13 protein-coding genes are annotated in these 13,837 nt (G+C 40.3%); 4 read left to right on the forward strand and 9 right to left on the reverse strand.

The window, feature by feature from the left end:
• Positions 1 to 6 precede the first annotated feature (6 nt).
• The 3 genes from ACKTS5_RS15640 to ACKTS5_RS15650 form a co-directional block, all read right to left on the reverse strand.
• A complete protein-coding gene (locus ACKTS5_RS15640) occupies positions 7 to 552 on the reverse strand; it encodes a hypothetical protein (RefSeq protein ID WP_408044832.1) in 546 nt (181 codons plus the stop codon).
• Between the two features lie 3 nt (positions 553 to 555).
• On the reverse strand, positions 556 to 1,536 hold the full coding sequence (locus ACKTS5_RS15645; protein WP_408044833.1) for a hypothetical protein: 981 nt from the start codon (positions 1,534 to 1,536) through the stop codon (positions 556 to 558).
• A 206-nt stretch (positions 1,537 to 1,742) separates the two neighbouring features.
• The gene (locus tag ACKTS5_RS15650) at positions 1,743 to 2,705 is read right to left on the reverse strand and encodes a hypothetical protein (RefSeq protein ID WP_408044834.1); all 963 of its coding nucleotides are present in this window, start codon (positions 2,703 to 2,705) and stop codon (positions 1,743 to 1,745) included.
• 703 nt (positions 2,706 to 3,408) lie between these two features.
• Here ACKTS5_RS15650 and ACKTS5_RS15655 point away from each other — a divergent pair.
• The 4 genes from ACKTS5_RS15655 (at position 3,409) to ACKTS5_RS15670 (ending at position 7,814) form a co-directional block, all read left to right on the forward strand.
• Positions 3,409 to 4,890: a S10 family peptidase gene (locus ACKTS5_RS15655; protein ID WP_408044835.1), complete on the forward strand. Its 1,482-nt coding sequence runs from the start codon at positions 3,409 to 3,411 to the stop codon at positions 4,888 to 4,890.
• 3 nt (positions 4,891 to 4,893) lie between these two features.
• Positions 4,894 to 5,460: a PAS domain-containing protein gene (locus tag ACKTS5_RS15660; protein WP_408044836.1), complete on the forward strand. Its 567-nt coding sequence runs from the start codon at positions 4,894 to 4,896 to the stop codon at positions 5,458 to 5,460.
• Between the two features lie 98 nt (positions 5,461 to 5,558).
• Entirely contained in the window at positions 5,559 to 6,656 is a 1,098-nt protein-coding gene (locus tag ACKTS5_RS15665) for an FIST signal transduction protein (protein ID WP_408044837.1), read from the forward strand.
• Positions 6,657 to 7,814 (forward strand): sensor histidine kinase, encoded by a 1,158-nt coding sequence (locus ACKTS5_RS15670; RefSeq protein ID WP_408044838.1) that lies wholly within the window; start codon positions 6,657 to 6,659, stop codon positions 7,812 to 7,814.
• 35 nt (positions 7,815 to 7,849) lie between these two features.
• Here ACKTS5_RS15670 and ACKTS5_RS15675 read toward each other — a convergent pair whose 3' ends face one another.
• The 6 genes from ACKTS5_RS15675 to ACKTS5_RS15700 form a co-directional block, all read right to left on the reverse strand.
• Positions 7,850 to 8,761, reverse strand: coding sequence for an NmrA family NAD(P)-binding protein (locus ACKTS5_RS15675; RefSeq protein WP_408044839.1), 912 nt, complete (start codon positions 8,759 to 8,761; stop codon positions 7,850 to 7,852).
• Positions 8,758 to 9,153 carry a hypothetical protein gene (locus ACKTS5_RS15680; protein WP_408044840.1) on the reverse strand — a complete coding sequence of 132 codons (396 nt, stop codon included), beginning with the start codon at positions 9,151 to 9,153 and terminating at the stop codon, positions 8,758 to 8,760. Before ACKTS5_RS15680 ends, ACKTS5_RS15675 begins: the two co-directional genes overlap by 4 nt.
• Complete coding sequence (locus tag ACKTS5_RS15685) at positions 9,147 to 10,055, reverse strand: hypothetical protein (protein WP_408044841.1); 909 nt, start codon at positions 10,053 to 10,055, stop codon at positions 9,147 to 9,149. The genes ACKTS5_RS15680 and ACKTS5_RS15685 overlap by 7 nt, the downstream gene beginning before the upstream one ends.
• 82 nt (positions 10,056 to 10,137) lie before the next feature.
• Positions 10,138 to 10,710, reverse strand: coding sequence for a Crp/Fnr family transcriptional regulator (locus tag ACKTS5_RS15690; protein ID WP_408044842.1), 573 nt, complete (start codon positions 10,708 to 10,710; stop codon positions 10,138 to 10,140).
• A gap of 28 nt (positions 10,711 to 10,738) precedes the next feature.
• Complete coding sequence (gene rimO, locus ACKTS5_RS15695; protein ID WP_408044843.1) at positions 10,739 to 12,055, reverse strand: 30S ribosomal protein S12 methylthiotransferase RimO; 1,317 nt, start codon at positions 12,053 to 12,055, stop codon at positions 10,739 to 10,741.
• Positions 12,056 to 12,114: 59 nt separating this feature from the next.
• Complete coding sequence (locus ACKTS5_RS15700; protein WP_408044844.1) at positions 12,115 to 13,770, reverse strand: amidase family protein; 1,656 nt, start codon at positions 13,768 to 13,770, stop codon at positions 12,115 to 12,117.
• Positions 13,771 to 13,837: the final 67 nt, after the last annotated feature.

The raw sequence follows: 13,837 nt of genomic DNA on the forward strand, positions 1-13,837 counted from the left end.
TAAATTTTAAAACACGTTGGTTACTCGCTCCAAGCGAAATGAAAAATTTTGATCAACTTTGGCGCCTCCTGGAGTAATTCTGTTCGCTACTTTCGGCGCATTGTTTTCCATTTTTACCGCAAAGCGATTTTTCGCCACTGTTTGCAGCGCTATTAAATTCACGTCCGTTTCACTATTCAATATGATTTCCCAAGTAAAAGGAGTCAGGTTCTCACCTGCATTGATCTTCGCAAACTGAACAGTATTGGTACTGCTATTGAATTTCAGAAAGTATTCTGGTGCCTTGGCAGAGGCGATCAATACTTTTCCGTCTTGGTTCTCGAGTTTTTTTAAGATAAACGCTTGAAGGTATCCTGCCTGCTTGCTAAACTGTTCTGATTGCAAGTTTTCAAATACTGCTGTATGGTCGGTACTATTGTGTACTAAGGCTTTTTTAGGTCCATCTGAAGTTGGCTGATACACAAACCTGAAAAGTTCCGTCGTGTTCTGAGCTTGTAATTGCACGCTTAGTCCCAGCAATGCAACTGCAAAAAGACATAGTATTTTCTTCATAAATTATTCTTTAGATTTTAACAATTTCTCAAGTGCTTCTAAACGCGCTGTCAAATTCTCTATCGCCTTTTCTTGTTTAGAAATTTTCGTTTCTTGATCAATAGTATACAAGGTGAGCTCTTCTACTTTCTCCACCAATAACGTATTGATTTGACCGACGTTCATACCTTGAGCTACGACTTCCTTTTCGGTAGGCATATTAGGCAAGTGCTTGTACTTTTTAATAAACTGAGCTACTTTTAACAATGGCATCAACTTGTACTCTTTCGCAAAAACGTAATCGGGAAAAGTACTTACGTTAAGACGCACTTGATCTAAGGTTAAAACACCGTCTTGTAAGCGAGCCATCTCTGCATTGGCACTATTCTTAAAGGCTATAAAATCATCACCTGAATTGTTGGTATCCGGACGTAAAGTCAAGGAACCAGGTGATTGAATAGTATTCCCGCCATTTAAGGTCAAAACTCCGTCGTGGATTTTTGCCATTTCTTGATTGGTACTGTTGCGGAATGAAATAATATCGTCACCGTTATTATCCACATCCGGATGCAATACAACCGCTCCCCAACTTTGGTATTCACCACCGTCTACACGCACGTGTTTGTTTTTTACGTGCAATCCAGCAGCTGGGTTAATTCCGATTCCTACATTGGACCAATGTGTCGTATTTCCGGAAACACTAAACGCTCCGTACACATTGGTATTTCTATGAAAGTGTGTTTCGGCATAAAACCTACTCACATCATTCGTTATCAAACCTTTTTGGAAAAAGGACAACACGTGAAAAATATTATTACTCGGATTAAAATCGGCTAATTTCTTATTGGCCGCATACATTCTAATTCCTTCCAAACCTCCACGAGCATCGGTATCGGCTTTGATATCGATTCCACGTACTGTTCCAATTACATGCTGAGCATTCGCAGTGAATGAAGCCGTTCCTAAAGCCATTAACAAGGCTATTTTAATTGTCTTAATTTTCATTTTTAAATTGTTTTTTTGGATTACTCTATTCATTTTTTCTGCTAATTGGGATACCGCTAAACTACCTGCTAACAGTTGTTTAATTCGGTATCTTTTGTTACAACTAGTTTCAAATTTGACATGAGTATCCCCGTACCACAGTGCTCAAGCACTTGGTATGGTAAGCATTTGTTAAAAAATTAATTTGGAGTTACCTCAATACAGAATTATTTATTCGAGGTCTTTTTGAGCGATTCAATTGCTTTTTGTTGTTGGTCTAACTGCTTTTGTAATTGAATGATGTACAGCGTAAGTTCTTCAACTTTTTCTACGAGTTTGATATTTACTTCCCCTACATTCATTCCTTCTTTTACCACTTCGGCTTCGCTTGGCATATTTGGCAATCGCTTGTTTTTTTCGATATAACTCGCTACCTCTTGAATAGGCATCAACTCATACTCTTTAGCGAATACGTAATCAGGGAACGTGGTTACATTCAAACGCACCTGATCAAGACTCAATACACCGTCGTGCAATCTGGCCATTTCCTCATTGGCTCCGTTGCGAAAAGAAACGATATCATTAGCTGTATCCGAAGATCCCGCTCTCAATTTCAACATTCCCGATGCCTGTAAAGTACTGTTAAACGACAAGGTCATTGTCCCATCGGTCAAATTGGCCATTTCCTGATCTGTACTGTTTCTAAACGAAAAAATATCATCTCCTGAATTGTCGACATCTGCGTGTAAAATCATCGGTCCCCAACTTTGGTATTGACCGTTATCTAGACGGATGTTGGCATTTTTTACATGGAGCTTTTCTAGAGGTGCATCGATACCTAATCCAATGCGGTTCCCTAACAAGTTCCCATTAAAGCGCGCCACACCACCAAAGGTAGCATTGTGTGCTGTTAATGCAGCGTTGTTGTTTAAATGTAAGGGTTGCTGCATGTACACAGGCACTGAAAAATGCGCGGCTGTTTTGGTAAGCTGCAATTTGTAATGATCTAAATTACCATTTTGACCTACTTGAAATGATATCGGCTCATAGTGGTTAGAATTGTCGTGATTGGCTCTAATGATTACGCCTCGACCACCATTAATGGGTACGTCGTACGACTGCGCGTGGGTTTGATGGGAATAGCATCCCATAGCCATTAGTATGGCTACACTTAAGGTTCTCATGTTCATATATATTGATTTTAAAATGTTTCAAAATTTAACTTCACGCTAAGCTCATCCTGTCCAAAAAGTTTACGACTTCAGGATAGGGTATACTAATGCCAATAGGGAAATGGCCTAGTTATGCAAAACGTGGGTGAATTTCTATGAAAACAAATGAGTGCGTGATGCTACGAACATCACAAATAATTTAAGAAGAGTGGTAAAGCTACGACACAGGGGCCAAACGCGCCAATTTCAGAAGTCCTATAACGCGTAATAGGATAAATTCTGGAACAAAACGCTCAACTTCTGCGGGGCATCTTTACCTGATTAGCTCCTAATTTTCAGGAGTATGGGCTGTTTAAAATTGGGGAATAAATAGCAGAATATCGTGTTAGTTATAAGTTGGTTAATCATATTTTGAAGGGTTTATATAATCTTGCTTTATAAGGGTAAGACCGTTATTTTTTTCTTATACCCTTTTACAAACATATTTTTTTTATTTCTTTAATCTTTATACTTCTGGTGCCGAATCAATTAGTATTCGCAACTATTCAATGAAACACCTTTCTTTCTTCTGTCAAATTATATATAGCCTGTGATTTGTAGTGCTGTGCTTTTCTTCTGTGCTCTCGCCGCTACAATCAAATAATTAATTTGCCCTAACTAAGACGATTTAATATATTTAGCCTTACAACTAAATTCATTTTTTCAAAAAAAAGTTACAACCATGAAGAGGTTCTTAGTATTCATCCCCTTTTTAATTGTCTTTGCAACTCGAGCTCAACATGCAGAAATTCCACTAGATACAGTGGTTACCAGCTTTCATTCGACCGTGATAAAAGGAACTCCTTTAAAGTACAAAGCGCAAACTGGAACGATGCCTTTGTTTGATAAAAACGGAAAAGCCAAAGCGAGTATTCATTATACCTATTATCAAAAAACTGGGGTTAAAGACTTAGGAAAGCGTCCCATTGTACTCTCGTTTAACGGAGGCCCAGGATCCGCTTCCGTTTGGATGCACATCGCTTATACAGGTCCTAAGCTACTCGCCATGGATACCGAAGGCTATCCGGTACAACCCTATGGCATCAAAGACAATCCGTATTCTATACTCGACGTCGCCGATATCGTATTTATCAACCCTGTAAATACAGGGTATTCGAGAGCCATTCGCGACGAAAAAGGAAAAATAGATAAGAAGTACTTTTTTGGAATCAATGCAGACGCCAAATACCTCGCTGAATGGATTAGTACTTTTATGAGTAGAACCCAGCGTTGGACTTCTCCGAAATACATTATTGGAGAGAGTTACGGAGGAACTCGTGTTATGCAGTTGGCCTACGAATTACAAAATAGTCAATGGATGTACCTGAACGGAGTGATTATGGTTTCTCCTGCCGACTATCTGCTATTGCGCACAAAAAGCTCAGAGGATTACGCAGTCAACTTTCCGTATTATACCGCTGCTGCATGGTACCACAACAAACTTCCTAAAGAATTACAAGAACAGCCCTTAGAAGAAATATTGCCGAAAGCTGAAAAATTTGCCCTGCGTGAATTACTTCCAGCCTTAGCACAAGGAGCGTATATTACAAAAGAAGAGCGACTTGCTATTGCCAGCAAAATGGCCCATTATTCAGGTATTTCAAAAACTGTGATTCTCCGTCATAACTTAGAGCTTCCCAATACGTATTTCTGGAAAGAGTTACTTAGAAACGAAGGAAAAACCATCGGTCGTTTAGATAGCCGTTACATTGGTATTGACCGAAGGGAAAGTGGAGAAAAAACGGATTTCAATCCAGAAATCGGTGCCTGGCTACACGCTTTCACCCCTGCAATTAATTACTACAACAACCGAGTTCTCAATTTCAAAACCGATGTCAAGTACAATATGTTTGGCAACGTACATCCTTGGGACTTTAGTAAAAATAATGCACGAGAAAATTTGAGGAAAGCCATGGCACAAAATCCCTACCTACAGGTTTTTGTCCAATCGGGATATTTTGACGGAGCTACTACCTATTCCGCAGCCAAGTACACCTTAGGTAAAATTGATCCGAGTGGAAAAATGCGTCACCGCCTGCATTTTAAAGCCTACAAAAGTGGTCATATGATGTATTTACGTGCGGCGGATCTTAAAAGCGCCAATGACGACCTCAGAAATTTTATACAACAAAGCTCCCAAAATATTGGAGCTGCAAAATATTAAGCTATGAAAACTGCCAATCACCAAATGCTCAGTTACGACATCTTTTGCAATCAGCATGCTGATGCACTGCAAACCGACAACAAGGACGCTGCCAGAAATACCGGTACTGTTATAGCTCCATTAAAAAGTTGGGATATTCACTGCGAGCAATTACAACGTCTGTACGCAAATCTTAGCCTTACCAAGGAACTCGGAGAGCTAAACCTGCTCGCTGGCAAATTCGGTTGGAAAAACGACCTATACACCATATTAAATTCGCAACACTACGAAGCACTTGTGGTCACCACCCTTGACAAGCACATACTATGGGTTAACCAAGGATTTACGACGATGACTGGCTACAGCAAAAAATTTGCCTTACACAAAAAGCCAAGCTTTTTACAAGGCAGGAAAACAAGTGATTCAGAACGTCAAAAGATCCGTAAAAAACTAGCACTGCAACAACCGTTTAAACAGGTATTAACCAATTACAAAAAGGACGGAACTCCGTATGCTTGTGAGCTGCATATTTTTCCTTTGTACAATGACACTACCACACATTATTTAGCTTTGGAACGAATAGCGAGTTAATTTTTTGAGCTAGGACTCCATATTTTTTTGATTATCAAAGAAATCATAAAGAATTAGTTCACTTTTTTTAGTATCTTAACAAGAGAAAAACTTGCTTTATGTTTATCGAATCTACCAACTGTAATGAAATCGCCCAACGTATCGCTGCGAAAGCTGTGGGGAAAACGGCGTTGCTTTCCATGGGAGAGCATACGGAAATCGAAGTTACTGAACTCGTTGAAGCCTTAAATCAGCAAGAAGTTCATTTTATGGGTGCTATTTTCCCAAAAGTGATTGCACATAATGAGGCTTTTGAAAAAGGTATTGTGGTCGCTGTTATTGATCAGACCAATGAAATCTATACCGTTCGGGATATCAGTAAACGCGAATACACCATTGCTCCCTATCAGTTTGAAGAAGCCCTAGACTACAGTTTGGTAACTTTTGTAGACGGACTCACCTCACATATTTCTAACTATTTGGGAGCCCTCTATGAAAAATACGGAATGAAAACCAACTATTTTGGCGGTGGCGCGGGTAGTCTGAGTTTAGAACAGCAACCTTGCGTATTTTCAAGCGAAGGATTTTTTGAAGATGCCGCCGTGTATTGCTTAGTTCCGATGAAATCTGCAATCGGAGTAAAACACGGTTGGAATAAATTAGAAGGTCCCTATATCGTTACAAAAGCAGAGAAGAATACCGTGGAAGAAATTAATTGGGACACCCCATTTGACACGTATAAAGACATCGTTGAAACCGATACCAACACCGCTTTTAATGATGATAACTTTTTTGACTTGGCCAAGGGCTATCCTTTAGGTATTATTAAACAAGGTGTTGACTATATTATTCGGGATCCGTTAACAGTAAACAAAGAAGGAGCCTTGGTGTGTATTGGCGAGGTTGAAGAAAACACCTTAATCAACATCATGAAAGGCGATCAGACTTCGCTATTGCAGGCTGCAAAGGATGCCGCTAACGAATGTCTTTCCAAAGCACAAAACCCAAAAACTGGAATTATAATCGACTGTATTTCCAGAGTTTTATATTTAGAAGATAACTTTAAAACAGAATTGGAAAACATTTCAAATACCATCCATGAAAAATATCCAGAACTTTCAATGACAGGAGCACTCACCCTAGGTGAGATTTCTTCGTACGGAAACGGATATATAGAATTTTATAACAAAACCATCGTAGTAGGCCTGTTTGAATAAATGGAGAAAGAAAATCAAATTTTAGATATTTTACGGCTTTACGAATACGCGATGAGTATAGGTAAATCGTTGAACTATCAAACTACTTGTGACGATTTTTTAACCCTGCTGCTCAAAAGGAGAAACCTAAATGCAGGTTGGATACTCTCAGAGCACGACGGTCGTTTTTTTAAAGAGTTTTCTATTCCTCAAGGAACTACACTTAAAAAAAAACTCCCCAAAGAACTCGAGCGCTTTTTAAAAGATATTAAGAAATACACCCTGGTGGATTACGAAGATCACTATGCAGAAGTCTGCCCAATTACCATAGAATCGGGTAGTTTAGCGATTTTTTGTCTGGGCACAGAAGGGTATTTATTCCTCTATGCCAAAGGGGGAATCATGAATCAGAAAAAACTAGGTCAGTTACTGCCCGTAATCAACAAGTTTGCCGTTACTTTAGAGGCCTGTAAAGCACATGAAAACCAACAATTTTTACTGAAACGCCTCGAAGAACGCAACAAAGAACTCAACGACTATGCACATATCGTTTCGCACGATTTAAAATCGCCCTTGCGAAATATCGATGCCCTTGTATCTTGGGTACAGGAAGATCACGGTGATGAACTCAGTGAAGGAGCACTCAGCTATATCAATCAAATTGGCGATCACATTCAACGAATGGAATCTTTAGTTAGCGGAATTTTGGAATACTCATCCATACGTTTTAAAGATTTTAAAACCTCGTTGATCGATTTAAACAAGGTCATTGAAGGAATTATAAAACACACCCTAGTACCCCAGCACATCCGTATCGAGGTTCAGAAAAACTTTCCGATCATTCAAGGAGACCTCTACAGAACACAGCAGCTCTTCCAAAATCTCATTGGCAACGCTATCAAGTACAATGACAAAGAACAGGGGCTTATCAAGGTGGGATTTACAGAACGAAATAACCGTTTTGAATACTTTGTTCAAGACAATGGTAAAGGTATTGCTCCCAAGTACCACGATAAAATTTTTAAAGTATTTCAAAAATTAGACAACAACAAAGACTCTACAGGAATCGGACTATCCATCGTACAAAAAATTGTAAGTGGTTACGGCGGTGAGATTCGTTTAGAAAGCGAATTAGGTAAGGGAACTACCTTCTATTTTACGCTGCGTCCCAACAGCTAAAATTGCCCCAGTGAACACTGAGGCAATCACTGAATTTATCGTTTCCAAGGCGGCATAAACAACCGGCGTTCTTCTTGTAAATACGCTTCCATAATCCTAGGCTTCCGATTTAGTATTTCCGTCACAGAATTGTCGCCCTTCTCAGGGTTCTTAATAGCCAATACTTCTATTTCTGCCAAGTGTCTCGCCAACCAATCTGGAAGGCCTACTTGCTTGGTTAACCGCTTCAAAAAAACAGCCCTCGTCAAATTTTCATATTGGACTTTTCTACCCGTCACTTCTGATAGCAATGCAGCCACTTCGTAATGCGTATAAGCTTTAGGGCCACGTATAGGCACCACTAGTCCGTTGTGGGGAGAAGGGTCTAACAAATATTTTGCCGCTATTTCTGCCACGTCACGAGCGTCGACATAACAACGCGCTGCCTGCTCCATAATCCCGGAGAACTTTCCAAAAAACTTAATTGGAAACGCTGTTCTTGACCAGTTTTGCATAAATGAACAGGGCTGTAACAATACGTAATTTAATGGTGATGTTTCCAAACGTTTTTCAATCATCCGATGCCAATCACTCACCTCTACATGGATAGTACTCGGAATATCGGGTGCCGACAACTTTACCAAAGTTCCTATGTTCAGTTCCTCACAAACCGAAATAACAGCTATTTCGTAATCTACCTGCCTAGGATCGGTAGCGGTGAGTAAAAAAACAGCATCCGATGCTCGACAAACTGCCGCAATACTTTTCTTACAATTCAAATCCACGGCCACTGTAGCCAGTAAATCGCCATAGTCTAGCCAAGACTTAGGCAATTTTCTCCTCGGATTGCTCAATACGGCACGAACTCGACATTTTTGTTCTAGTAGGTATCGTACTAAAGGGCTCCCCACAGTTCCAGTGGCTCCAAATACCACCACGGTTTTACCTTCTGCTATTTCCTTTTTCATAGCCTTCTTAATTTTAACAAACACAGTACTGCTCCTATCGTGCTCGAGAGGAGTATATCTAGGGCCATTGACCACCAATTCATAACTTGTATCAACAGTATTGCTCCTCCTAAAACTGTAAGGAGTATACTCAATAGCAAAGGCCAGCTCGCACGTCCATTACGATAATAATTGCGACAGCTATACAACAAAGCAAAACTCACTACTGTGGCAACTAACGACGGTATTGCGATACTGGTAACACTTGCGTATAGCAACGCAGAATTCCCAGTAATCCAAGCTCCACATCCTGCCGAAATGGCTGGAAAAAAATAGGCTGGAATGCTCATTTTCAAAAGCTGATTTCCTCGAAACTTCTTTTGAATTAAAACGGATTGATTTTCTGTTACCATTGAAACGGATTATAGGTGATACCAAAACTGAGATAAGTGGCAAAGGGTTTTACCATTCGACGCACTATCGTATCATCGGTTTCCTTCCAGTGATATTTTTCATACACAGCAGTGGTTCCTTTTACCTGAAGTCCAAATTTCTTACTGAGCCAATAGGTATACTCCACTCCTACCGTTCCCGAAGTAAAAATAGTTTTACGAGCCACGGATTTTCCAGCGACATTTGCAGTTCTATATACGCTAATATCATTTAAATCACCGACCGCTCTGACACTGTGTTTCGGATGGAAATTATAGCGGATATAACTGTGAGGAACTCCGATTGCAAAGGACAGTTTTTTCGAAAAACTTCCCGCAATATTCAGCACTGGATTTACGGTAGTTTTTCCTTCTAAGGTCAGATAGCCAACACCAAAACTCACTATAAAGTATCGATCGGAACGTCGTGTATTAAAGCGTTTCTCCCCGAATAGAATTCCATTAAATCTCAAATTGTCGCGTTGATAGGCTTCCTGAAATGCTCCGTTAACATGAGGCAGTACCAAGGCATTGATCGACCAATTTTTGGCTACGGAATAGCGAAGTAATCCGCTGTAGTTTACCGAATACAAAGAGGCATTCGAAGTAAAAGGAGTTGTCGTTGCAATATCGGGTAAACGATGAATATCGGCTCCTACGGTACTGTACCACTGAAATTTCGCTGTTCGAAGGGCTGGGAGACCTATTTTAGTGCTGTAGCGTTGGTAGTTTTCAGTAGTTGTATTGTCCGTATCGGAAAACGGTGTATAATGTAAGTAAAACAAGGCCCGGTCTCTGGGTAAGCTAAAAAGCTCACCGGTTACCTGAGCATGGGTAGCTAGGCTAAAGAAGGCACATAAAAGCCCGATAATTCTCTGTATCATTTTGGTAGTATTTTAAATTCACTACAAAGATTTATCAAAATCCTCCTGTGAAAATTACCAAATGATAATTACGTAGTCACGGCTACTTCTGTGCGCTTATTTCCTTTCGAATACGACTCAAAGACTGGGGTGTGATTCCTAAAAAAAATGCTAAATCTTTAAGCGGAACCCTAAAAATCAAATCGGATCTCTTGAGGAGGTCCAAATAGCGTTCCTTGGCCGTAAGCGTTTGAAAATTGTGAACTCCACGGAGTACACTCGCAAAGGCATCTTCCCATAAAAGACGGCCAAACTTTTGCCATTTTGGATACCTATCGTACAAGCGTTCCATTTCCTGATGGGAAATACTATAGACCAAAGTATCTTCCAAGGCCTTGATGTACGACGAGGAGCGCGTATGGCTTTTAAGCCTAGAAATGTCACCGATGAACTCATTTTCAAAAGCTAAATACCGCGTGTATTGAACCTCCTGAATAAGTTCGTAAATAATAAGCCCTCCTGAGGCGATAAAGTAATACTCCGTTACCACCTGCTCCTTTTTCATGATAAACTTATCTTTTGCCAGTGATTTCTCTTGAAAAAAAGAAAGGATATCCCTGAGCTCTTGCTCTGGAATATCCACGTATTTTAAAATAAATGCTCTTAATTTGTCCACTCCTTACGGGTATTTTTACCCGCTAAAGTTACGACTTTACAGGAACACCATACAAGTCAAAATCACCTGCATCTACAATTTCAATATCGATAAACTCTCCGAGTTTGATATAGTGCTCCTTGGCATTTACAATAACATCATTATCCACATCTGGTGAATCAAACTCTGTCCTTCCGTAGAAATATTCTCCGTCTTTTCTGTCGAACAAACAACGATAGGTATTTCCGATCTTTTCTTGGTTTAATTCCCATGAAATTTGCGATTGTACCTCCATGATTTCATTTACACGACGGAACTTGACATCGGCAGGAACATCATCCTCTAGATTGTAGGCCCCAGTATTTTCTTCATGCGAATATTCAAACGCTCCTAAGCGTTCAAAACGCATTTCTTCTACCCAATCTTTTAACTCTTGGAACTGCGCTTCCGTTTCTCCTGGATATCCGACAATCAAGGTTGTTCGAATGGCCATATTAGGTACGTATTCTCTGAATTTTTTGATTAAGGCAGTCGTTTTTTCGTGGGTAGTACCACGTTTCATCGACTTTAGAATCTCTGTATTGATATGCTGTAAAGGAATGTCCAAATAGTTACAAACCTTAGGTTCGTTTTTCATCACCTCCAGTACGTCAACTGGAAACCCAGTAGGAAAAGCATAATGCAAACGAATCCACTCGATACCATTTACTTTTACCAAAGCTTTTAACAGGTCAGCTAAGGCTCGTTTTTTGTACAAATCCAACCCGTAATAAGTCAAATCTTGAGCGATTAGCATGAGTTCTTTAATCCCCTTTTCCGCGAGTTTTGTCGCTTCAATCACCAACTCTTCGATCGGTGTTGACTTGTGTTTACCTCGCATCAATGGAATTGCGCAAAACGAACACGGGCGATCACAACCTTCGGCAATTTTTAAGTACGCATAGTGTTTTGGTGTAGTTGTCAAACGCTCACCGATGAGTTCGTGTTTGTAATCTGCTTCCAAATGTTTCAATAAGTTAGGCAAATCATGCGTTCCGAAATACTGATCCACATTCGTGATTTCTTTCTCTAAATCGGGCTTGTATCGCTCACTTAAACACCCCGTAACAAAAACTTTATCTACTTGTCCAGCTTCTTTCTTTTGCGCGTAGTGCAATATCGTATCTACACTCTCTTCCTTTGCTTTACCTATAAAACCGCAAGTATTAATTACAACGATGTTTCCTTCATCATTCTCATCCTCGTGTACTACGTCTTTACCATTGGCTTTTAATTGTCCCATCAACACCTCACTGTCGTATACATTTTTAGAACAGCCTAAAGTAACCACGTTAATTTTGTTTTGTTTTGTTGTTTTTGTACGCATCTTATAAAAAATTCGGTTTGCAAAAGTATGATTTTTTAATGACTTAATTAGAAGCCAACTCAATAGTTTTCAGGAATACTTCTCCTTTGCGTTCCTCGTTCGTAGGCATATCCGAAGGCCAGTAAAGATCTTTCTGTAAATCCTTTCCCTATAAAGGTCAATCCCTGAGGTTCTCCCGTACTCTTAAGCCCAGAAGGAACGGTTAAACAGGGAAGGTTGGCAACTGCAGCTACTCCGGAATGCCAATTATTTACAGAGATAACGACATCTACCTTTCCAGAAAGCAAGGCCTCAAAGTACTGAGTTCCCACAGCTCTCAGCTTCTTTTTAATCGCGTTTAATTCATCATCACTGGTGTTATCTTCAACGATTCCTTCTAATAGTTGCTGTCCATAAGGCGCACGGATCGTCAAATCATCGCGGTTAAATGCAAGTATTTCTTCAACGTTTTTCACGGAGACTCCCGCTGCAGCACGCGTAGTTAGATACTTAGGTAAATCGCGTTTCATATCTGCGGTCAGCCACGTCAAAAAGCCGTCAAAGTCTGGATTCTCTGGAGCCAAAACCACGAGTTCTGCTCCTTGTCTTTTGAAAAAATCCGTTGCTTTCACATATAGCGAATCCGATAAGAGCCCTTTTAGCACTCCGATTTTCTTTCCTTGAAGAAAATCTTCAGATTTCTCAAAATTACTGTACTTCTGCGCCCCCTGTTCCTCCATGCTTTCGTCGGCTGTATCCAACCCTTGCATGGCTTCAAGCCCTAAGGCTACATCCTCGACACAGATCCCCATGGGGCCTGGGGTATCTAGATCGTGAGATATCGGAACGATTCCCGTTCTGCTCAAAACTCCTATGGTCGGTTTCAATCCAACAATACTATTCTGAGCAGCAGGTGATATAATAGAACCTGACGTTTCGGAACCCACTGCCAACGCAGCGTAGTTCACTGCCATTGCTACGGCACTTCCAGAACTCGACCCTCCTGACTCAAATTGACCTCTACCAAAAGGATTGAGTGTTTGCCCACCGACGGCACTGTAGCCCAGAGGACAATTTTCACAGAAAAAATAAGCCCATTCACTCAAATTTGCCTTTCCTAAAATCAGCGCTCCTGCCTTCCGTAATTGTCGGGTAATAAACGCGTCATTTTCGGTCGTATTACCTGCTAAAACTTCCGCTCCTGCAGTAGTTGCCGACCAATCCGCCTCTATATTATCCTTTAACAACACGGGGATTCCATACAGTAGAGGACGCTGTTTCATACTTGCATAGGCCTGATCTTTAGCACGGGCTTGCGCTAATACTTCTTTGTTCAGGGAAATTATGGCTTGTAATGACTTTTTTGCATCCGTTTCATAAAGCTGAATTCTGTATAAATACACTAAGGTCAGCGCTTCATAGCTCAATTTCTTCTCTGCTACAGCTTGCTGAATTTCTGAGATACTCTTTCCTATCACCAATGGGGCCAGCTGTTGATAATCTTCTGCGGTAAAGTCTAATAAGGCCTCTTCAAAAGGAATCAACTCATTACTAACGGCATGGCTATACGAATGAACTAACGCAAACTGCAATCTCGGATTCTCTTGCGTTTTAGACCTTGCAATCAGTAAGGAATCTGTTGTTGAAAAAACCTTGTCTTCAATTACTTCTTCTTTTTTGGCTTTACATGCCACCATCATCGACAGTAGCACTGTACCTAAAAATAAAATTCTCATGGGTATTAAATTGATACTCAAATATAAAACAAAAAGAGCTGTGCTACTGCACAACTCTTTTGTCTTT

The organism is Tenacibaculum litopenaei, from assembly GCF_964514025.1.
Classification (GTDB): domain Bacteria; phylum Bacteroidota; class Bacteroidia; order Flavobacteriales; family Flavobacteriaceae; genus Polaribacter; species Polaribacter litopenaei.

What these genes read in the sequence shown, in the direction of transcription:
- ACKTS5_RS15640 (WP_408044832.1), bottom strand. Translation starts at nt 552, where the DNA reads ATGAAGAAAATACTATGTCTTTTTGCAGTTGCATTGCTGGGACTAAGC.
- ACKTS5_RS15645 (WP_408044833.1), bottom strand. Translation starts at nt 1,536, where the DNA reads ATGAAAATTAAGACAATTAAAATAGCCTTGTTAATGGCTTTAGGAACG.
- ACKTS5_RS15650 (WP_408044834.1), bottom strand. Translation starts at nt 2,705, where the DNA reads ATGAACATGAGAACCTTAAGTGTAGCCATACTAATGGCTATGGGATGC.
- ACKTS5_RS15655 (WP_408044835.1), top strand. Translation starts at nt 3,409, where the DNA reads ATGAAGAGGTTCTTAGTATTCATCCCCTTTTTAATTGTCTTTGCAACT.
- ACKTS5_RS15660 (WP_408044836.1), top strand. Translation starts at nt 4,894, where the DNA reads ATGAAAACTGCCAATCACCAAATGCTCAGTTACGACATCTTTTGCAAT.
- ACKTS5_RS15665 (WP_408044837.1), top strand. Translation starts at nt 5,559, where the DNA reads ATGTTTATCGAATCTACCAACTGTAATGAAATCGCCCAACGTATCGCT.
- ACKTS5_RS15670 (WP_408044838.1), top strand. Translation starts at nt 6,657, where the DNA reads ATGGAGAAAGAAAATCAAATTTTAGATATTTTACGGCTTTACGAATAC.
- ACKTS5_RS15675 (WP_408044839.1), bottom strand. Translation starts at nt 8,761, where the DNA reads ATGAAAAAGGAAATAGCAGAAGGTAAAACCGTGGTGGTATTTGGAGCC.
- ACKTS5_RS15680 (WP_408044840.1), bottom strand. Translation starts at nt 9,153, where the DNA reads ATGGTAACAGAAAATCAATCCGTTTTAATTCAAAAGAAGTTTCGAGGA.
- ACKTS5_RS15685 (WP_408044841.1), bottom strand. Translation starts at nt 10,055, where the DNA reads ATGATACAGAGAATTATCGGGCTTTTATGTGCCTTCTTTAGCCTAGCT.
- rimO (WP_408044843.1), bottom strand. Translation starts at nt 12,055, where the DNA reads ATGCGTACAAAAACAACAAAACAAAACAAAATTAACGTGGTTACTTTA.
- ACKTS5_RS15700 (WP_408044844.1), bottom strand. Translation starts at nt 13,770, where the DNA reads ATGAGAATTTTATTTTTAGGTACAGTGCTACTGTCGATGATGGTGGCA.